This window comes from Macrococcus capreoli, from assembly GCF_025628935.1.
In the GTDB taxonomy this organism is placed as follows: Bacteria; Bacillota; Bacilli; order Staphylococcales; family Staphylococcaceae; genus Macrococcoides; species Macrococcoides capreoli.
In genome coordinates this window covers 13,669-33,568 of record NZ_JAOTIS010000018.1, presented here as the reverse complement: position 1 = coordinate 33,568, position 19,900 = coordinate 13,669, and the positions used below count along the sequence as shown (strand labels likewise).

General features: G+C 36.1%; 18 protein-coding genes. 16 read left to right on the top strand and 2 right to left on the bottom strand.

Going from position 1 to position 19,900, the window contains the following annotated elements:
• Window positions 1–56 precede the first annotated feature (56 nt).
• From rnmV to spoVG, 7 genes are all read left to right on the top strand, one after another.
• Complete coding sequence (gene rnmV, locus OCL94_RS11750; protein ID WP_262997108.1) at window positions 57–620, top strand: ribonuclease M5; 564 nt, start codon at window positions 57–59, stop codon at window positions 618–620.
• Window positions 607–1,497 (top strand): 16S rRNA (adenine(1518)-N(6)/adenine(1519)-N(6))-dimethyltransferase RsmA, encoded by an 891-nt coding sequence (gene rsmA / locus OCL94_RS11745; protein WP_317618565.1) that lies wholly within the window; start codon window positions 607–609, stop codon window positions 1,495–1,497. Before rnmV ends, rsmA begins: the two co-directional genes overlap by 14 nt.
• A 98-nt stretch (window positions 1,498–1,595) precedes the next feature.
• A complete protein-coding gene (veg, locus tag OCL94_RS11740) occupies window positions 1,596–1,859 on the top strand; it encodes a biofilm formation stimulator Veg (protein WP_096077819.1) in 264 nt (87 codons plus the stop codon).
• Window positions 1,860–1,981: 122 nt separating this feature from the next.
• The gene (gene ispE, locus OCL94_RS11735; RefSeq protein ID WP_262997107.1) at window positions 1,982–2,833 is read left to right on the top strand and encodes a 4-(cytidine 5'-diphospho)-2-C-methyl-D-erythritol kinase; all 852 of its coding nucleotides are present in this window, start codon (window positions 1,982–1,984) and stop codon (window positions 2,831–2,833) included.
• 60 nt (window positions 2,834–2,893) lie between these two features.
• Window positions 2,894–3,721 carry a pur operon repressor gene (purR, locus tag OCL94_RS11730; protein ID WP_262997106.1) on the top strand — a complete coding sequence of 276 codons (828 nt, stop codon included), beginning with the start codon at window positions 2,894–2,896 and terminating at the stop codon, window positions 3,719–3,721.
• A 15-nt stretch (window positions 3,722–3,736) separates the two neighbouring features.
• Window positions 3,737–4,111: a RidA family protein gene (locus OCL94_RS11725; protein WP_317618564.1), complete on the top strand. Its 375-nt coding sequence runs from the start codon at window positions 3,737–3,739 to the stop codon at window positions 4,109–4,111.
• A gap of 36 nt (window positions 4,112–4,147) precedes the next feature.
• Window positions 4,148–4,483: a septation regulator SpoVG gene (spoVG, locus tag OCL94_RS11720; RefSeq protein WP_262997105.1), complete on the top strand. Its 336-nt coding sequence runs from the start codon at window positions 4,148–4,150 to the stop codon at window positions 4,481–4,483.
• 62 nt (window positions 4,484–4,545) lie between these two features.
• On the opposite strand, the gene OCL94_RS11715 is transcribed toward spoVG, so the two are convergent.
• Both OCL94_RS11715 and OCL94_RS11710 read right to left on the bottom strand, forming a co-directional pair.
• Entirely contained in the window at window positions 4,546–5,496 is a 951-nt protein-coding gene (locus OCL94_RS11715) for an L-threonine 3-dehydrogenase (protein ID WP_262997104.1), read from the bottom strand.
• A gap of 34 nt (window positions 5,497–5,530) precedes the next feature.
• Window positions 5,531–6,718 (bottom strand): glycine C-acetyltransferase, encoded by a 1,188-nt coding sequence (locus tag OCL94_RS11710; RefSeq protein WP_262997103.1) that lies wholly within the window; start codon window positions 6,716–6,718, stop codon window positions 5,531–5,533.
• A gap of 366 nt (window positions 6,719–7,084) precedes the next feature.
• On the opposite strand from OCL94_RS11710, the gene ald reads away from it, so the two are divergent.
• The 9 genes from ald (at window position 7,085) to OCL94_RS11665 (ending at window position 19,898) form a co-directional block, all read left to right on the top strand.
• Complete coding sequence (gene ald / locus OCL94_RS11705; RefSeq protein ID WP_262997102.1) at window positions 7,085–8,203, top strand: alanine dehydrogenase; 1,119 nt, start codon at window positions 7,085–7,087, stop codon at window positions 8,201–8,203.
• 51 nt (window positions 8,204–8,254) lie between these two features.
• Window positions 8,255–9,295 carry a bifunctional threonine ammonia-lyase/L-serine ammonia-lyase TdcB gene (tdcB, locus tag OCL94_RS11700; RefSeq protein ID WP_262997101.1) on the top strand — a complete coding sequence of 347 codons (1,041 nt, stop codon included), beginning with the start codon at window positions 8,255–8,257 and terminating at the stop codon, window positions 9,293–9,295.
• 26 nt (window positions 9,296–9,321) lie between these two features.
• Complete coding sequence (locus OCL94_RS11695) at window positions 9,322–10,647, top strand: APC family permease (RefSeq protein ID WP_262997100.1); 1,326 nt, start codon at window positions 9,322–9,324, stop codon at window positions 10,645–10,647.
• Between the two features lie 287 nt (window positions 10,648–10,934).
• Window positions 10,935–12,293, top strand: coding sequence for a bifunctional UDP-N-acetylglucosamine diphosphorylase/glucosamine-1-phosphate N-acetyltransferase GlmU (glmU, locus tag OCL94_RS11690; RefSeq protein WP_262997099.1), 1,359 nt, complete (start codon window positions 10,935–10,937; stop codon window positions 12,291–12,293).
• Between the two features lie 75 nt (window positions 12,294–12,368).
• Complete coding sequence (locus OCL94_RS11685) at window positions 12,369–13,334, top strand: ribose-phosphate diphosphokinase (protein ID WP_262997098.1); 966 nt, start codon at window positions 12,369–12,371, stop codon at window positions 13,332–13,334.
• Window positions 13,335–13,582: 248 nt separating this feature from the next.
• Window positions 13,583–14,248 carry a 50S ribosomal protein L25/general stress protein Ctc gene (locus tag OCL94_RS11680; RefSeq protein ID WP_262997097.1) on the top strand — a complete coding sequence of 222 codons (666 nt, stop codon included), beginning with the start codon at window positions 13,583–13,585 and terminating at the stop codon, window positions 14,246–14,248.
• 85 nt (window positions 14,249–14,333) lie between these two features.
• Window positions 14,334–14,903, top strand: a complete 570-nt coding sequence (gene pth / locus OCL94_RS11675) for an aminoacyl-tRNA hydrolase (RefSeq protein WP_262997096.1) — start codon at window positions 14,334–14,336, stop codon at window positions 14,901–14,903.
• Window positions 14,900–18,397, top strand: a complete 3,498-nt coding sequence (mfd, locus tag OCL94_RS11670; protein ID WP_262997095.1) for a transcription-repair coupling factor — start codon at window positions 14,900–14,902, stop codon at window positions 18,395–18,397. The genes pth and mfd overlap by 4 nt, the downstream gene beginning before the upstream one ends.
• Window positions 18,387–19,898, top strand: a complete 1,512-nt coding sequence (locus OCL94_RS11665; RefSeq protein ID WP_262997094.1) for a polysaccharide biosynthesis protein — start codon at window positions 18,387–18,389, stop codon at window positions 19,896–19,898. Before mfd ends, OCL94_RS11665 begins: the two co-directional genes overlap by 11 nt.
• The last annotated feature ends 2 nt before the right edge of the window (window positions 19,899–19,900 follow it).

Below are 19,900 nucleotides of genomic sequence, written 5' to 3'. Positions count from 1 at the left end.
AATTATCAAGTATAATTGTAATATTGTATAGAAGTAAGATAAAAGGAAAGATTAAGATGAAGATAAATGAAATGATTGTCGTAGAAGGTAAGGATGATACGACACGTGTGAAGATGGCGGTAGAATGTGATACGATTGAAACAAATGGATCGGCCATCAATGATGAAACAATAGAGATGATTGCACATGCTGCTGAAGTTCGCGGTGTCATTGTATTAACAGATCCTGATTACCCGGGAAATAAGATTAGAAAAACAATTGAACAACGCGTACCGAGTGTCAAACATGCATTTATTGATGCTGATATTGCTTGTAATAAACGGGGTAAAGTAGGGATTGAACACGCCCCGGTTGAAGCTATTCGTGAAGCGCTTTTAAGTGTATCATCACCATTTGAACATGATTCAGAAACTGTTTCAAAGGCATTATTAGTAGATTTAGGGTTAATTATCGGACCGCATGCTGCATCGAAACGTAAAGAACTATGTAAGAATTTAAGAATTGGTTATTGTAACGGTAAACAGCTATTTCATAGACTCAATGCATTTGGTATTACAGAATTAGATGTGTTAGACGCATTGAATTTAGAATATAAGGAGAATCATGATGGAGATAAATGATATTGCAACACCAACGCGTACAAAGGAATTATTAAATAAATATGGTTTTAAATTTAAAAAAAGTTTAGGTCAGAATTTCTTAGTAGATCCAAACGTTATCCGCAATATCATTGATGCTGCAGGAATTGATGAGACGTGTGGTGTTATTGAGATTGGTCCGGGAATGGGTTCGTTAACTGAGCAACTCGCACGTAAAGCGAAACATGTACTTGCTTTTGAAATTGATCAACGTTTGATTCCGATTCTAGCAGATACGTTAAGCCCTTATGATAATGTTACAGTGATTAACGAAGATATATTGAAAGCAAACGTTCAAGAGGCAATTGATATGTATTTAGCAGATTGTGACGAAATATTTGTTGTAGCCAACTTACCGTATTATATTACGACGCCTATATTAATGGGATTATTAGAACAACATTTAAAGATTAATAGCTATGTTGTAATGATGCAAAAGGAAGTAGGAGAACGTTTGACGGCTGTACCATCAACGAAAGCATATGGTTCATTGTCGATCGCCATTCAGTATTACACAGATGTGAAACGTGTGATGGTTGTGCCGAAAGGGGTATTTATGCCACCACCGAACGTCGACTCTTTAGTTGTAAAATTAACTACATTACCTGAGCCACGTGTTAAAGTAAACGATGAGAAAATTTATTTCAAATTGACACGCGGCGCCTTTGTCCAAAGAAGAAAAACGATTTTAAACAATTATATGAGCTTGTTCCCGAACAGTAAAGAATATAAAGATGAAATATTAGCATGGCTTGAAAGTAGTAATATCGCACCGAGTCGCCGAGGAGAGAGCTTATCACTAGAGGAATTTGCACAACTTGCAAATAATATAAAAAATTACCCGGAAATAGTGATATAAAATATTGACAAGCGTAATTTTAATTGATAAAATTAAAAATTTTATTGACTATTTACATGCAAAATGCTATAATTTTAGGCATAGTGAGGTGGGTTTCTATGCCAAAAACATTAGTAGACATCAAAAAAATTCTTGATTGTCAGTTAGGAAATCAAATTGTACTAAGAGCTAATGGAGGACGTAAAAAGTTAATTGAGCGCCGCGGAGTGCTTAAAGAAACTTATCCATCAGTTTTCGTGGTTGAATTAGACCAAGATAAACATAATTTTGAACGCGTGTCATATACATATACAGACGTATTGACCGAAAACGTGCAAGTAACATTTGTAAATGATCAGCAAGAAGAATTTCTTGTACAATAGAAGTTAAAGCCTATTCCATTTGGAGTAGGCTTTAACTTTGTATATTTATTTTCAATTCATGAAATGGTAGTCCGTGACTTGTGATAAAATATAATCAAATCTTTGTTTAGTGAGGAATTATTATGATTTATGAAAATGCATCAGCAAAAATTAATTTAACGTTAGATACTTTATATAAACGAGAAGACGGTTACCATGAAGTTGAAATGATTATGACAACAGTCGACTTATATGATCGTCTAACGCTTGAGAAGCGCAAAGATAAGAAGATTGTATTAAAAGTTGAACATCTTTATGTCCCTAATGACAATCGTAATTTAGCGTATAAAGCAGCGAAGATTATGATGGATAAATATAGTCTGGATTGTGGTGTGACAATCACTTTAGATAAGACGATCCCGATTGCAGCAGGATTAGCAGGGGGCTCGAGTGATGCTGCAGCTACATTTCGCGGAATCAATCGATTATTTAAACTAGGTCTTTCACTAGAAACATTAGCAGAACATGCAGCTGAAATTGGATCCGATATTTCGTTTTGCGTCCATGGAAAGACAAGCTTATGTACAGGACGTGGAGAGCAGCTTGTGCATTTACCAAAACCCCCTGCATGCTGGGTGATCTTAGCGAAGCCTGATATTAGTGTGTCGACTCAGGAAGTGTACACAGCACTTGATTTGTCGAAGCCGCATAAAGCAATTAATAGTACTGCTTGTGCGAAAGCGATTGAAGCAGGTGACTACAATGAGATGATTAGACATTTAGGTAATCGTTTGGAGAGTGTAACGATTGAGATGCACCCGATTATTCAAACGTTAAAGGATACGATGATGAAGGCGGGGGCGGATATTGCACTAATGAGTGGTAGTGGTCCGACTGTGTATGGTTTAGCAGCGAAAGAGAGACAAGCAAAGAATGTTGTAAATGCATTAAAAGGTTGTTGTAAAGAAGTTTATATGGTACGTATGCTCGGGTGATTTTAAAATCCGAACGTTTGTGTTATATTTGATATATAATATGCGTAAAGAGGGATAATAATGAAGTTTAAAAGAAGTGAACGAATTGTATATATGACGAGTTATTTATTAAGTCATCCAAATGAACTCGTACCATTAACATATTTTGTTGAAAAATTTGGTCAGGCTAAATCATCGATTAGCGAAGATGTTCAAATCATTAAAGATACATTTGTTAAAGAAGAAATTGGAACGATTATGACAACTGCAGGTGCGAGTGGTGGTGTGACTTTTAAACATAAGATGTTTTATAAAGAAGCAGATCAGTTAGTCACTAAACTTTGTGACATGCTCCAGGAGAAAGATCGCTTACTGCCAGGTGGTTACTTATTTATGTCTGATTTAGTAGGTACACCAAGTCTGCTAAATCAAGTCGGTAAACTCATTGCCACGATGTATATGGAAGAAGAATTAGATGCTGTTGTAACGATTGCTACAAAAGGTATTTCGTTAGCCAATGCAGTAGCAGGCATACTTAATTTACCTGTAGTTGTCATTCGTAAGGATAATAAAGTCACTGAAGGTTCAACTGTTTCGATAAATTATGTTTCGGGTTCTTCACGAAAAATTGAAACAATGGTATTGTCAAAAAGAACATTACCTGAAGGCTCTAAAGTACTGATTGTAGATGATTTTATGCGTGCAGGTGGCTCAATTACAGGCGTGATGAATTTAATGAACGAGTTTAAAGCGACTGTTAAAGGGGTAACAGTCTTAGTAGAATCAAAAGAAGTTAAAAATCGCTTGATTCAAGACTATACCTCTTTAGTGAAATTATCCGACGTAGATGAATATAATCAGTCTTTTACAGTTGAAAAAGGGAATTGCTTAGAAAAATTTTCTAAATAAAAAGGAGATAACATCATGAAATCTATTTTTGCAAAAAATGCACCAGAAGCAATCGGACCATACAGTCATGCAGTAGTAGTTAATAATATGGTTTACACAAGTGGTCAATTACCTATCGATAAAGAAGGGCAAATCGGTGAGGGTGTTGAACAACAAACACGATTAGTATTAGACAATTTATCAGCTGTATTAGAGGAAAGTGGATCAAATTTAAAATCGGTAGTAAAAACAACGATTTTTATTAGTGATATGAATGATTTTCCAGTCATCAACGAAGTGTATGGTGAATACTTCAATGAACATCTACCAGCTAGAAGTTGTGTTGAAGTAAGTCGTTTACCTAAAGATGTGAATGTTGAGATCGAAGCGGTAGCTCTAAAAGTTAAGTAGATTTTTAACTTACAATTATTTAGGAGGCTATCTAAGATGAAAGTCACAGATGTTAGAATGAGAAAATTAGCTACGGACAGTAGAATGAAAGCTTTAGTTTCAATTACGCTGGACGAGGCATTTGTAATCCACGATTTACGTGTGATAGAAGGAAATAATGGTTTATTCGTGGCGATGCCAAGCAAACGTACCGCTGACGGTGAATTCCGTGATATCGCGCATCCGATTAATAGCGAAATGCGTCAAGAGATTCAATCGGCGGTAATGAAAGTGTATGACGAAACTGAAGCAATACATCCAAGTGAACTGAGTCAGACGTCTGAACAAACTAGTGATGCATCAAATGATGAATCAGTAGAGGTAATAGAATAATGAATAAGACGAGCGCATCAACAGTAACGTTGATGCGCTCGTCTTTGTATTTCGGCGACTTTTTAAGCTTCTTTCGCTCTAATCGCTGTTAACATTTCTTCAGTCATCTTATCTAAGTCAAACTTAGGATTGAAGCCCCATTGTTTCTTCGCTTCAGTTGGGTCGATTGAATTTGGCCAGCTTTCTGCGATACCTTGACGTACTGGGTCTACATCGTATGATAATTCGAATTCTGGGATGAATTTTCTAATGCTTGCTGCTACCATTTCAGGATCGATACTCATTGCTGTAACGTTAAATGCGTTACGGTCTTTTAAGTTCTCAGCTGGAGCTTCCATTAAATTAATGATGGCATCAATCGCATCATCCATAAACATCATATCCATGAATGTATCTTTACCAATGTATGAAGTGTATTTACCTTCACGTACTGCTTTGAAGTAGATTTCTACCGCATAGTCTGTTGTACCGCCACCTGGTTCTTTAACGTGAGAGATAAGACCTGGGAAACGTACGCCACGTGTATCTACACCGAAACGGTGGAAGTAGTAATCACATAATAACTCACCTGATACTTTGTTTACACCGTACATTGTTGTAGGACGTTGGATCGTTACTTGTGGTGTATTGTCAGCTGGTGTGCTTGGTCCGAATGCACCGATTGATGATGGTGTGAAGAATTGCATGTTGTATTTACGTGCAACTTCTAATGCGTTTAATAAACCACCCATGTTTAAGTTCCATGCGAATACTGGATTCTTCTCAGCCGTTGCTGATAAAAGCGCTGCCATATGCATGATTGTATCTGCTTTAAATTCACCAGCTAATTTGTCCATACGTTCTGCATCAGTTACGTCTAATTCTTCGAAAGGCCCTTCTAATACTTTAGCGCCTTCTTCTGGACGGCGTAAATCTGTTGCCAATACATTTTCAACACCGTAGATTTCGCGTAATTTTAACGTTAATTCTGTACCAATTTGGCCTAAAGCCCCTGTAATCATAATTCTTTTCATGTTATTTTCTCCTTTATATAAAAATTATTATTTTTTAAATGATATTTAATTCTTTTCCAACACGCTCATAAATGGCTAATGCTTCATCCAACATTTCTTTCGTATGTGCTGCAGTTGGCATGTTACGTACACGTCCAGTGCCTTTTGGTACTGTTGGGAAGACGATTGATTTCGCATATACGCCTTCTTCCATTAAACGTTTAGAAAATAATTGTGTTGTTTTTTCGTCACCGATAATACATGGTGTGATTGGTGTTTCAGAATCACCGATATTGAAGCCTAATTTTTTTAGACCAGCTTTTAAGTAATGGCCATTTTCCCAAACTTTATCATGTAACTCTGTAGATTCCATTAAAATATCAATGGCCTCAGTAATCGCTCTTGTATCTCCCGGTGTTAATGAAGTTGAGAATAAGAATGGACGTCCAGCTACTTTTAACCAGTCGATTAAATCTTTAGATCCCGCTACATAACCACCAACAACACCGATTGCTTTAGATAATGTACCCATTTGTAAATCTACTTTGTCTTGTAAGCCGAAGTGTTTCACTGTACCTGCACCTTTACCCATAACACCTGATCCGTGTGCATCGTCAACGTAAGTGATTAAACCAAATTCTTCAGCGATTTCTACGATTTCAGGTAACTTCGCAACGTCGCCGTCCATTGAGAACACGCCATCAGTAATGTACATTACTTTTTTGTATAATCCTGATTCAACTGCTTCTTTCGCTTTCGCACGTAAATCATCCATGTCTGAGTGTTTTACGCGAATTATTTTTGCTCTCGATAAGCGGCATCCGTCAATAATTGATGCATGGTTTAGCTCATCAGAAAGAATCGCGTCATCTTTATTCATCACTGCGCTAATTGCTCCCATATTACAGTTAAACCCTGACTGGAAGGCAATCGCAGCTTCCGTGCCTTTAAATTCAGCAATTTTTTCTTCTAATTTGGCGTGTAAATCTAATGTACCGTTAATTGTACGTACGGCACCAGCTCCTACACCGTGTGAGTCAATTGCTTCTTTCGCAACTTTCTTTAATCGCTCATGAGTGGCAAGTCCTAAGTAGTTGTTTGATGAAAGGTTGATTAATTCTTGTCCTTTAATTTTAATTTTTGGACCATTTGCGCCTTCAACGACATTAATTTCGTTATACAGACCATTGTTCTTTAAATGATCTAAGTTTTCCGTTAAGAACTGTTGTAGTACTTTCGACATTCATGTTCACTCCTTTGATTTGTTTTACACGTTTAAATTAGCACATAAAACCGTTAAAGCCAACAAAATTCCACCTGAAATAGACAAAGTTCATAAATGAAAAAACATGAAAACTTTATGTGTAAGCGTTTACCTGAAGGGTTTGGAGAGTATGTGTCTAAACATTAATATAAAATGTGATTAATATCACTAAATATTTGTCCTTTTCAGAAAAACAATTGTACAAGTGTTTTGTTGATGCATTGCCAAAGGTCGTGGAGACAAAAATAATGTGTATAAAATATTAATAGTGCTGAATTTATATTTACAATAGCGACTACTCGGGATATAGTACATGTGAAATCAATCACAAAAGGAGTGCTGAAAATGAAAGTAGGCGTAGTTAAAGAATTAAAACAAGGTGAAGGACGCGTAGCTTGTACACCTGAAAATGTTCGAAAATTAACAGAAGCAGGCCACGAAGTTGTTGTTGAGAAAAATGCAGGTGTGGGTTCAGGATTCACTGATGAAATGTATCAAGCTGAAGGTGGAACAATTGTAACGCATGAACAAGCGTGGGAAGCAGACTTAGTAATTAAAGTAAAAGAACCTCATGAAAGTGAATACAAATTCTTCAAAAAAGATCAAATTATTTGGGGATTCTTACATTTAGCTTCTTCAAAAGAGATTGTTGAAAAAATGCAAAGTGTTGGTATGACTGCAATAAGTGGTGAAACAATCATTAAAGACGGTAAAGCAGAATTGCTTGCGCCGATGAGTGCAATTGCAGGTCAACGTTCAGCAATCATGGGTGCGTACTACTCTGAAGCACAACACGGTGGACAAGGTACTTTAGTAACAGGTGTTAAAGAAATTGTAGATATTCCTTCAAGCACATATGTTATTTTCGGAGGAGGCGTTGCTGCAACAAACGCTGCAAACATTGCCTTAGGATTAAATGCTAAAGTAATCATCATTGAATTAAACGACGACAGAATTGAATACTTAAAATCTCAATATGCTGGAAAAGATGTTGAAGTTGTTAAATCAACACCAGAAAACTTATCAGAACAAATTAAAAAAGCAGATGTATTTATTTCAACAATTTTAATTCCAGGTGCAAAACCACCGAAACTTGTTAAACGAGAAATGGTTCAATCAATGAAAAAAGGATCAGTAATCATTGATATCGCTATCGACCAAGGTGGAACAGTAGAAACAATTAGACCAACAACAATATCAGATCCGATTTATATTGAGGAAGGCGTTATTCATTACGGCGTTCCAAATCAACCAGGTGCAGTACCAAGAACATCTACAATGGCACTAGCACAAGGTAATATTGATTACTTATTAGAGATTTGTAACAAAGGTTTAGAACAAGCAATTAAAGATAATCAGCCATTAAGTACAGGTGTTAACGTATATAAAGGCCAAGTAACGAATAAAGGTTTAGCTGATTCACATGATATGGAATATAAAGAAATATTAAATGTTATCGCATAAGTTGATCGTGACTGAAAATAAAAAATAAAAAGTAGGAAGGATGTCATTATTATGTCAACAAACCCTATCGCATTACAAACTGCTCATATTGTAAATTTAGGAGATATTGAAGAAGCTAAAGCTAGAATTAAACCATTTATTCGTAGAACACCATTAATTCAATCTATGTACTTAAGTCAAAATATTACACATGGTAATGTGTATTTAAAACTAGAAAACATGCAATATACTGGGTCTTTCAAATTTAGAGGTGCCAATAATAAAATACATCACTTAACAGAAGAACAAAAAGCAAAAGGAATTGTTGCTGCATCTGCTGGTAACCATGCACAAGGTGTTGCTCTTACTGCGAAACTTTTAGGTATCGAAGCAACAATCGTGATGCCGGAAACAGCACCAATCGCAAAACAAAAAGCGACTGAAGGATACGGTGCAAAAGTAATCTTAAAAGGTAAAAACTTTAATGAGACACGTTTATATATGGAAGAATTAGCTAAAGAAACAGGCATGACCATTGTTCACCCATATGACGATAAATGTGTAATGGCAGGTCAGGGAACAATTGGTTTAGAAATATTAGATGACATCTGGAATGTTAATACAGTGATTGTACCAGTAGGTGGTGGTGGATTAATCGCTGGTGTTGCAACAGCACTTAAATCATTTAACCCGTCAATTCATATTATTGGTGTGCAGGCAGAAAATGTACATGGTATGGCAGAATCATTCTATAAACGCGAGTTAACTGAACACCGTACAGATGGCACTATTGCAGACGGTTGTGATGTGAAAGTACCAGGTGAACAAACATTTGAAGTTGTTAAACATTTAGTGGACGAGTTCATCTTAGTGACTGAAGAAGAAATTGAACATGCGATGAAAGATTTAATGCAACGCGCGAAAATAATTACAGAAGGTGCAGGCGCATTACCAACAGCAGCAATCTTAAGCGGTAAAATTAATAAAAAATGGACTGAAGGTAAAAATATCGTTGCATTAGTTTCAGGAGGAAATGTTGATTTAACACGTGTTTCTGGTGTGATAGAACACGGATTAAAAATGGCAGACACAAGTAAAGGTGTCGTAGGTTAAGAACCATATGGAAAAGGGGTGTAGTTATGTCAAACAACAATGAATTACAAAAAAGTATTGGATTCTTCTCTGCCCTTGCAATTGTAATGGGTACAGTAATAGGATCAGGTGTATTCTTTAAAATATCAAATGTTACCGAAGTAACGGGAACGGCTGGGATGGCGCTCTTCGTTTGGTTATTAGGAGGCATTATAACAATTTGTGCGGGACTTACTGCAGCAGAACTTGCTGCAGCAATTCCTGAAACAGGCGGATTAACAAAGTATATTGAATATACTTACGGGGATTTTTGGGGCTTTTTATCTGGCTGGGCACAATCATTTATCTACTTTCCAGCGAACGTAGCAGCTTTATCAATTGTATTCGCAACACAATTAATCAATCTATTCCACTTAAGTGAAAGCTTATTGATTCCGGTTGCAGTAATTTCAGCATTATCGATTATGCTGATTAACTTTTTAGGATCTAAAGCGGGTGGAATGCTACAATCTGTTACATTAGTGATTAAATTAATACCGATTATTGTCATCGTAATCTTCGGGATCTTCCAATCAGGAGATGTTACATTCTCATTAATACCTTCAACTGGAGATTCAGGAAATGGATTCTTTACAGCTATCGGTAGCGGATTATTAGCAACAATGTTTGCTTATGATGGCTGGATTCATGTAGGGAACGTAGCAGGAGAATTAAAAAATCCTAAACGAGATTTACCATTAGCGATTACTGTTGGTCTCGGATGTGTTATGGCAGTTTACTTATTAATCAATGCGACATTCTTATTAACATTACCTATCGAACAACTTGCTGGAAATTTAAATGCAGCTTCTGATACTTCAAAAATTTTATTTGGAGAAGCAGGTGGTAAATTAATTACGATCGGTATATTAATTTCAGTATACGGTACAATTAATGGTTATACGATGACAGGCATGCGTGTACCATATGCAATGGCTGAAAAAAGATTATTACCGTACAGTAATTTATTTGCTAAATTAACGCAATCAGGTGTGCCTTGGTTTGGTGCAATTATTCAATTTGTTATTGCGATTGTAATGATTTCTATGGGTGCATTCGATACAATTACAAATATGTTAGTGTTCGTCATTTGGTTATTCTACTGCATGTCATTTGTTGCTGTAATAATTTTAAGAAAACGCGAACCGAACATGGAACGTCCATATAAAGTGCCTTTATATCCAATTATTCCGTTAATCGCATTAATTGCAGGTGCCTTTGTATTAATCAATACTTTATTTACGCAATTTTTACTCGCGATGATCGGTATAGTGATAACATTACTTGGTGTACCGGTTTACTACTACAAAAAGAAACAGCAAAATGCATTATAAATGATGAATTGAAATGAATAGTATTGAAATGATAGACAAATTTAGTTTACAATTGTCTATCATTTTTTTATTTGTCCATCATTTTATTGATACAATATTGGTAAAGAAACTAAAAAAATATTTTGAATAATGTATAATTAAACTAGACAAACTGTAAGCTAGCAATTCGGTACAGTTGTAAACGTTATTAAACTTTGTAATATTGCATAAAAGATTAGGATGTATTGTAAAATGAATTGTATATTGAATATAATAATGAATAAAGATAAGTTTCAGGAGGAAAAACAATGACGAGACAAGCTGTAATTTTAGCGGCAGGTAAAGGCACGCGTATGAAATCGAAGCTTCATAAAGTATTGCATCCGGTTTGTGGGAAGCCGATGGTTCAACATGTAATCGATAACATTAAATCGGCAGGTGTCACAGATATTGTAACGATTGTAGGATATGGTGCTGAAGATGTGAAGAAAGCATTATCGGAACAATCGTTATTTAGTATGCAAACTGAACAATTGGGGACAGCGCACGCGGTTCAAATGGCAGAAGAGCATTTAGCAGATAAAGAAGGCACAACGATTGTGATTTGTGGGGACACACCGTTAATTTCTGAAGAAACAATTCAAGGCTTTGTACATCATCATGAGACGACAGGTGCGAAAGCAACGATTCTTTCAGCGAAGACCAATACACCATTTGGCTATGGTCGTATTATTCGTGATGAACACGGTGTGGTAGAACGTATTGTTGAAGAGAAAGATGCAAATATTGAAGAGAAATTAGTGAATGAAATCAGTTCGGGTACTTTCTGTTTCAACAACAAATTATTATTTGAGTTATTAAAGCAAGTCGATAACGATAACGCACAAGGTGAATACTATTTACCGGACGTTATTAAATTATTGCGTGCCCAAGGTGAATTAGTAGAAGCGTATGTCACTGAAGACTTTAGCGAAACATTAGGGATTAACGACCGCTACAATTTATCTATTGCGGAACAAACAATGCGTTTACGTATTAATAAAGCACACATGATGAATGGTGTTACAATTATAGATCCTTTAACGACATATATTGATAAGGATGTAGAAATTGGAGCAGATACAATCATCGAACCGGGTGTTATATTAAGAGGGAATACGAAGATTGGCGAAGATGTTGTCATTACTGCACATACTACAATTGAAAACAGTGAAATTAAAGATGGCGTAACTGTTAAACAATCTTACATTTCAGAATCATTTGTTGATGAACGAACAGCAATCGGGCCTTTTGCACAACTTCGTCCTGGCAGTGATATTGGCAAAGAAGTGAAAATCGGTAACTTTGTTGAAATTAAGAAGGCGAAATTAGAAGATGAAGCTAAAGTTTCTCATTTAAGTTATATCGGAGATGCTGAAATTGGTGCACGAACAAATGTAGGCTGCGGAGCAATAACAGTAAACTATGATGGCAAAAATAAATTTAAAACAGTTGTAGGTAAAGATTCATTTATTGGATGTAATTCAAACTTAGTGGCACCTGTGCATATTGGTGATGCATCATTTGTTGCAGCAGGTTCTACAATTACGGATGATGTACCAGATAAAAGTTTAGCATTAGGTCGTGCGAGACAAACTACAAAAGAAGGCTACTACGATAAAGAATAGTAATGTATAATATTAAAGGCACGATTCATAAGTCGAGAAGATTATAATACGATATCTAAATGGGGGCATTACAAAATGATAAACAATGAATACAGAAATACAACTTTAAAGATTTTCTCTTTAAACGCCAATCTTCCTTTAGCTGAAGAAATTGCGAAAGAAGTCGGTATTCCATTAGGAAAATGTAGTGTTAAACGTTTTAGTGATGGAGAAGTTCAAATCAATATCGAAGAGAGTATTCGTGGATGTGACGTGTTTATTGTTCAACCAACGTCTAATCCTGTAAATGAACATTTGATGGAATTATTAATTATGATCGATGCATTAAAACGCGCTTCAGCCGTAACAATTAACGTTGTTATGCCATACTATGGTTATGCACGTCAAGATCGTAAAGCACGTAGTCGTGAACCGATTACTGCGAAGTTAGTTGCCGATATGATTGAAAAAGCGGGTGCCGATCGCGTTATCGCTTTAGATTTACATGCACCACAAATTCAAGGATTCTTTGATTTACCGATTGACCACTTAATGGGTGTACCAATTCTTTCTGATTACTTTGAAGCGAAAGAAGATATCGATAAAGAGTCACTTGTTATCGTTTCACCAGACCATGGTGGTGTAACTCGTGCACGTAAAATGGCCGATCGTTTAAAAGCACCAATCGCGATTATCGATAAACGTCGTCCGAGACCAAATGTGTCTGAAGTAATGAACATTGTCGGCGACATTAACGGGAAAACTGCCATCATCATTGATGACATCATTGATACAGCAGGAACAATTACTTTAGCAGCACAAGCTTTAATTGATAAAGGTGCAAAAGAAGTTTATGCATGTTGTACGCACCCAGTATTATCTGGACCAGCTTATGAAAGAATCGAAAACTCAGCAATTAAAGAATTAGTCGTTACAAATTCTATTTTATTGCCTGAAGAAAATAAACCAGCGAAAATTAAACAACTATCTGTTGGTGAATTATTAGCACAAGCTATCGTTCGTGTATACGAGCAGGAATCAGTAAGTATTTTATTTGATTAATCATCAATCAAAATAAAATATAATATTATTTTGATAGGCTAAACGCTTGCCATGAGCGCGTTTAGCCTATTTTTTATATTATAAAAATAATCATTATCATAAATAAGATGTTTATCTCAAAAAACTTGGGGTATATATAAATTATGTGAAGAGCATTTAAGACAAATAAACACTTGCAAGCAGGTTTCCACAACTGATGGGTAAGTGTAGGAGCGCACATAGATTGCGCACAAAAGGAGTATTTAATTATGACTAAATTAAAATCAATTATCAGACAAGGTAAACAAACACGTTCAAGCTTAAACAAAGTACGTAACGAAGGTAAAATTCCAGCAGTTGTTTATGGATATGGTGCAAAAAACACTTCAGTTAAAGTAGAAGAAGTAGACTTCATTAAAGTCATTCGTGAAGTTGGACGTAACGGTGTTATCGATTTAGAAGTAGGTTCAAACACAGTTAAAGTTATGGTTTCAGATTACCAAATCAACCCGATTAAAAACAAAATTACACATATCGACTTCTTAGCGATTAATATGAAAGCTGAATTAACAGTAGACGTAGTAGTTAACTTAGTAGGTGAAGCAGAAGGCGCTAAAGAAGGTGGCGTAGTTCAACAACCATTATTCCAATTATCAGTTACAGCTACACCAGACGATATTCCAGAAAACATCGAAGTAGATGTTACGAACTTAAACATCGGTGATTCAATTATGGTTGGTGATTTAAAAGCTGATAAAGCTTATACAATCAACAACGAAGATGATGAGGCAATCGTATCTGTAGTTCCTCCAACTGTTGAAGAACCTGCAGAAGGTGAAGCAGGCGAATCTGCAGAAGGTGAAGCAGCAGAAGGTACTGAAGCTGGTGAAGAAACAGCAGAAGGCGAAGCAGCTACTGAAGAAAAAGCTGAATAATCATATGAGAATTCAAGGGGCATACTTTTGTATGTCTCTTTTTTTATATTATAATAGGATTAATGAATATTCGGAGGATTTGAACATGAAATGTATAGTTGGTTTAGGTAATATCGGTAAGAAATATGAGAATACAAGGCACAATATTGGCTTTATGGTCGTTGATGCATTGATAGACAAGCATAATATTGCATTAGATAAACAAAAATTTAAAGGCAATTACACAGTGGCAACAATTAATGGTGAGAAAGTGCTGTTAATTGAACCGATGACATATATGAATTTATCAGGCGAAGCGGTGCGTCCATTAATGGATTATTATAAAGTAGATATTGAAGATTTAGTTGTACTTTATGATGATATGGATATGCCGCAAGGTCGTATTCGCATTCGTCAAAAAGGTTCTGCAGGTGGACAAAACGGCATGAAATCTATCATTCAACATGTAGGAACACAAGAATTTAAACGCATACGTGTTGGTATTGGGCGTCCGGAAGGTCATCAACCGGTTGTTGACTATGTTCTGCAGAAGTTTAGTGATGATGAAATGATAACGATGCATAAGGTGATTGATCATACAATCGAAGCACTTGAAACGTTTATTTCCGGTGAAAAATTCGAGAATGTAATGAATCAATATAATGGTGATGTATGAGACAAATAATAGATACGTTATTAAATAATGATGAGCGTTTTAAGGAACTGAACAGCAGCTTAGGGAAAGATAATATTTTAGTAACGGGATTAAACCCGAGTGCGAAAGCCGTTATTTTAGCAGAGAGTTATTTAAAGCAGAAGAAGCAGATGATCATCATAACAAGCAATCTGTTCCAGGCCGAAAAGTTAGAGAATGATTTGGCACAATTGATAAATGAAGATGAATTATTTAAGTTTCCTGTACAAGATATCATGATAGAAGAGTTCTCGACTAAAAGTCCAGATTTAATGCGAGAACGTATACGTACATTAACCCACTTGGCGAAAGGTCATGTTGGGCTATTTCTTGTGCCGATTAACGGTTTGCAAAAATTAATTAGCCGTAAAGAGGTATTTACGGACTACTACCGTGAAATAAAGCTGGGTGATGATCTTGATCTGATTCAATTGCAGCAAGATTTAATCGATATGGGCTACCAGAAAAGTGAACGCGTTACAACGTTAGGTCAGTTTTCTGTACGTGGTGGTTTAATCGATGTTTATCCGATGATTGGTGAACCAGTACGTATAGAGTTGTTTGATACAGAAGTAGATGCGATACGTTATTTTGATGCAGATAGTCAGCGTTCGTTAAATAACATTGACGCGGTCGAAATATCTACAGCTAGTGAATTTATTTTCACAAACGAAGATATTAAACTGTTGGAAAGTAATTTAGCAGAAGCATTTGAAATAACACGCCAAAAAATTGCAACGAATGTGCGAGATGATTTACGCGATACGTATCAAACAATTAAGATGAATGCGGGCGAGTTGCTAAATCACAATATATTACGCCGCGTCGTAAAGTTCGCTTATCAAGAAGAAACGACAATAATAGATTATTTTGGTAAAGATGCGATTGTTATTGTAGACGAACTGAATAGAGTGAATGAAGCAATTGAGTCGAGCATTCGTGAAACGAGTGAATTTCATCAATCACTCGTTGAATCGGGACGTGGTTTTGTCGGTCAATCGTTTATTAAAGAAGACAGTTTCGAAACATTGTTGAATCGCTATCAAATTGCTTACGTAACGTTATTTACAGCATCAATGCCGGTTAAAATAAAAAATATCTTTAAATTCTCTTGTAAACCATTGCAACAATTTTATGGGCAATATGATTTAATGTTCTCTGAATTTGACCGCTTTAGAAAGCATGCATTTAATGTTGTTGTACTAGCGAGTAATAGCACGCGTAAGGAAAAGATTAAATCGATGCTCACAGATATGAAGTTGCCTGTTACTTTCAGTGTTGCTGAGAGTAAGGGGGGCGTTAATACAATTGTAGAAGGTGACTTATCTGAAGGATTTGAGTTACCGTTTATGAAACTTGTTGTAGTGACGGAACGTGAGTTATTTAAATTACGAAAAGAGCAACCGAAGCGAACGAAGAAGTTGTCAAATGCCGAGAAAATTAAATCCTATCAAGAGTTAAATGTAGGGGACTATATTGTCCATGTACATCATGGTGTAGGACGCTATATGGGCGTTGAAACACTGTTAGTGAATAAAATGCATAAGGATTATATAAAAATCCAGTATAAAGGAACAGATCAATTATTTGTGCCGGTAGATCAAATGAATTATGTTCAGAAGTTCGTAGGTTCGGAAGATAAAGAGCCTAAACTGAATAAACTGGGTGGCACTGAGTGGAAGAAGACGAAAGCACGTGTGCAACAAAGTGTTGAGGATATTGCAGAAGAGTTATTAAAGTTATATCAAGAGCGTGACCGCGTAGAAGGTTATCAATTTGGACCGGATACTGAAGCACAGGAAACATTTGAAATGGACTTTCCCTATGAACCAACCGCGGATCAAATTCAAAGTTTAGTAGAAATTAAGCAAGACATGGAAAAGCGTAAACCGATGGACAGATTGTTATGTGGAGATGTAGGTTACGGAAAAACTGAAGTCGCAGTGCGTGCGGCATTTAAAGCAGTAATGGATGGTAAACAAGTTGCATTTTTAGTGCCAACAACGATATTAGCACAGCAACATTATGAAATGTTAATTGAACGTATGCAGGATTATCCGGTAGAAATTCAATTAATGAGTCGCTTTAGAACGAAGAAAGAAGTCGATGAAACGAAAAAAGGTTTAAAGTCAGGATTCGTAGATATCGTAGTAGGGACACATAAATTACTCAGCAAAGATATCGTTTATAAAGATTTAGGTTTATTAATCGTTGATGAAGAACAACGTTTCGGTGTGACGCATAAAGAAAAGATTAAAGCGTTAAAGACAAATGTTGACGTGCTAACATTAACGGCAACACCTATTCCAAGAACATTACATATGAGTTTACTTGGTGTACGTGATTTATCAGTAATTGAAACACCGCCGGAAAACAGATTTCCTGTGCAAACATATGTACTGGAATATCAACATAACTTTATTAAAGAAGCGATGGAGCGTGAATTATCGCGTAACGGTCAAGTATTCTACCTCTATAATCGTGTTGCAACGATTTATCAGAAAGCTGAACAGTTGGCGATGATGATGCCAGATGCGCGCATTGCAGTTGCACATGGCCAACTTGGTGAACGTGAATTGGAAGAAACAATGCTAGGTTTCATCAATGGTGAATATGATATTTTAGTAACGACGACAATTATTGAAACAGGTGTTGATGTACCGAATGCGAATACCTTAATAATCGAAGATGCCGATCGCTTTGGCTTAAGCCAGTTGTATCAATTACGTGGGCGTGTCGGACGTAGTAACCGCATTAGTTATGCGTATTTCTTGCATGCACCCAATAAAGTATTAACTGAAGTTGCAGAACAACGACTGCAAGCGATTAAAGAATTTACTGAGCTTGGATCCGGCTTTAAGATCGCAATGCGTGATTTGAATATTCGTGGTGCAGGTAACTTATTAGGTCGACAACAACATGGCTTTATTGATTCTGTCGGCTATGATTTATATTCTGAAATGTTACAACAAGCTGTGAATGAGAAACGTGGTATTAAACAAGAGGAAGAAGTACCACAACTTGAAATTGACGTAGAAGTGGATGCGTATATTCCAGCTGATTATATTCGTGAGGAACAAGCGAAGATTGAATTCTATAAGAAATTACGCGGTGTAACGTCGGAATCTGAGCTCATGGATATTCAGGATGAGATGACCGACCGATACGGAGAGTATCCGGAAGCGGTTGACCAGTTAATGAAGATTGTTGAAATACGTGTGAATGCAATTGCATTTGGCATTGTCAACGTTAAGGATAGTGGTAAAGCAATTGAACTTGAAACAAGCGTTGCAACAACAAATAAAATCAACGGGGAACGTTTGTTCAAAGCAACGGAAAGTTTCGGGCGCGATTTGAAAATAGAATATAAAGATAATAAAATAATGTTTACGCTCAAGAAAAGTGCAAATTGGTTGAATACATTAGTGCAATTGACGCGTCAAATTCAAGAAGGAATAGAAATCGATGGTGAATAAAAGTCCGGTATTTAATAGTGTGATTGTACTAACGATTACGATGTTAGTTGTAAAAATATTAAGTGCGATATATAGAGTACCTTATCAAAATATACTAGGCGATACAGGTCTTTATGCGTATCAACAAGTATATCCGATTATCGCAATCGTTTCGGTGTTATCGCTCAATGCGATTCCGTCGGTGATTAGTCAATCTCACTATAGCAATGAATTTTTACAGAAACTATATCGAAATATTACTTTGATAAGTATCGCTATTTTGGTGTGCATAATAGTGTTCAGTAATGGTGTTGCACGACTGATGGGAGATCCGATGCTTAGTCCGATGTTAAGCGTATCGAGCTTAGTGTTGCTGCCCTTTCCAACTGTTGCAATAATACGGGGTAATTTACAACGCAATCATTCGATGAAACAAATTGCATATTCTCAAGTCGTAGATCAAGTGCTGCGTGTTGGGATGATATTAATTTCAATCGCTTTGTTTGTATGGTTAGATTTATCGGTCTATCAAAGTGGTGCGTTGAGTATATTGGGTTCTTTTATTGGATTGTGTGGCGCTTGCATATATTTAGTTTGGAGTAATAAGAGGAATCCAGTACATTACCAGGGAAATAATGAAGGGTCGTATCGGAATTTCGTCTTGCTCATTTTATTTTATAGTTTGAGTTATTTGATAATGATATTATGGCAACTTGTTGATAGCTTTACCATGATTAATCAACTTAAAAATATTATGTCACTCAATGAAGCACGAGAATTGAAAGGAATTTATGATCGTGGCGCCTCATTGATTCAAATGGGCTTAATTGTGACAACCTCATTTTCGCTTGTGCTCATTCCACTATTATCAGAATGCATTCATCGCAATCGAATAGAACAAATGAATAGTTATGCCAATAGTGCGCTCAAGATTACCGTCGTCTTTAGCAGTGCAGCTGCAATCGGTTTAATGAATTTGATTAAACCATTTAATATGTTTTTATTTAAGTCGACGAATGGATATGAAGCATTGTTTATTTACATGCTGGCGATCATCTTCGTCTCATTGATTATTATGTATACAGCAATGCTGCAAATATTTGAAGATTATCGTGTACAGTTGTGGGGTGTAGGAATAGGATTAGTTGTGAAGATAACGCTAAACATATTATTGATACCATACTTAAGTATTAATGGAGCCTCTATTGCCACTGTTTTAGGATTATTTGTGTATGCTATTGTACTTCATGTGGGTATTATGAGAAGATATCGTATTGTATTTGCATCATTTCTAATGAAATGGTGTTCTACACTGATGATAATGAGTTGTTTAATACAAAGCTTATTATTTGCGTTGCATGACTATGGCACACGCATGAATGCATTTTATATCTCAATCATAGGGGTAATTATAGGGGGACTTGTCGTCGTTTATGCTATGATTAAGTGGAAGATTATTACCCGAGAAGAGTGGGAACATTTGCCTTTTGGCAGCACGATGAATAAATTGATGAAAGAGTGATT

Excerpts from the sequence above, each read along its gene's own strand:
- rnmV (WP_262997108.1), top strand. The coding sequence starts at position 57 with ATGAAGATAAATGAAATGATTGTCGTAGAAGGTAAGGATGATACGACA.
- rsmA (WP_317618565.1), top strand. The coding sequence starts at position 607 with ATGGAGATAAATGATATTGCAACACCAACGCGTACAAAGGAATTATTA.
- veg (WP_096077819.1), top strand. The coding sequence starts at position 1,596 with ATGCCAAAAACATTAGTAGACATCAAAAAAATTCTTGATTGTCAGTTA.
- ispE (WP_262997107.1), top strand. The coding sequence starts at position 1,982 with ATGATTTATGAAAATGCATCAGCAAAAATTAATTTAACGTTAGATACT.
- purR (WP_262997106.1), top strand. The coding sequence starts at position 2,894 with ATGAAGTTTAAAAGAAGTGAACGAATTGTATATATGACGAGTTATTTA.
- OCL94_RS11725 (WP_317618564.1), top strand. The coding sequence starts at position 3,737 with ATGAAATCTATTTTTGCAAAAAATGCACCAGAAGCAATCGGACCATAC.
- spoVG (WP_262997105.1), top strand. The coding sequence starts at position 4,148 with ATGAAAGTCACAGATGTTAGAATGAGAAAATTAGCTACGGACAGTAGA.
- OCL94_RS11715 (WP_262997104.1), bottom strand. The coding sequence starts at position 5,496 with ATGAAAAGAATTATGATTACAGGGGCTTTAGGCCAAATTGGTACAGAA.
- OCL94_RS11710 (WP_262997103.1), bottom strand. The coding sequence starts at position 6,718 with ATGTCGAAAGTACTACAACAGTTCTTAACGGAAAACTTAGATCATTTA.
- ald (WP_262997102.1), top strand. The coding sequence starts at position 7,085 with ATGAAAGTAGGCGTAGTTAAAGAATTAAAACAAGGTGAAGGACGCGTA.
- tdcB (WP_262997101.1), top strand. The coding sequence starts at position 8,255 with ATGTCAACAAACCCTATCGCATTACAAACTGCTCATATTGTAAATTTA.
- OCL94_RS11695 (WP_262997100.1), top strand. The coding sequence starts at position 9,322 with ATGTCAAACAACAATGAATTACAAAAAAGTATTGGATTCTTCTCTGCC.
- glmU (WP_262997099.1), top strand. The coding sequence starts at position 10,935 with ATGACGAGACAAGCTGTAATTTTAGCGGCAGGTAAAGGCACGCGTATG.
- OCL94_RS11685 (WP_262997098.1), top strand. The coding sequence starts at position 12,369 with ATGATAAACAATGAATACAGAAATACAACTTTAAAGATTTTCTCTTTA.
- OCL94_RS11680 (WP_262997097.1), top strand. The coding sequence starts at position 13,583 with ATGACTAAATTAAAATCAATTATCAGACAAGGTAAACAAACACGTTCA.
- pth (WP_262997096.1), top strand. The coding sequence starts at position 14,334 with ATGAAATGTATAGTTGGTTTAGGTAATATCGGTAAGAAATATGAGAAT.
- mfd (WP_262997095.1), top strand. The coding sequence starts at position 14,900 with ATGAGACAAATAATAGATACGTTATTAAATAATGATGAGCGTTTTAAG.
- OCL94_RS11665 (WP_262997094.1), top strand. The coding sequence starts at position 18,387 with ATGGTGAATAAAAGTCCGGTATTTAATAGTGTGATTGTACTAACGATT.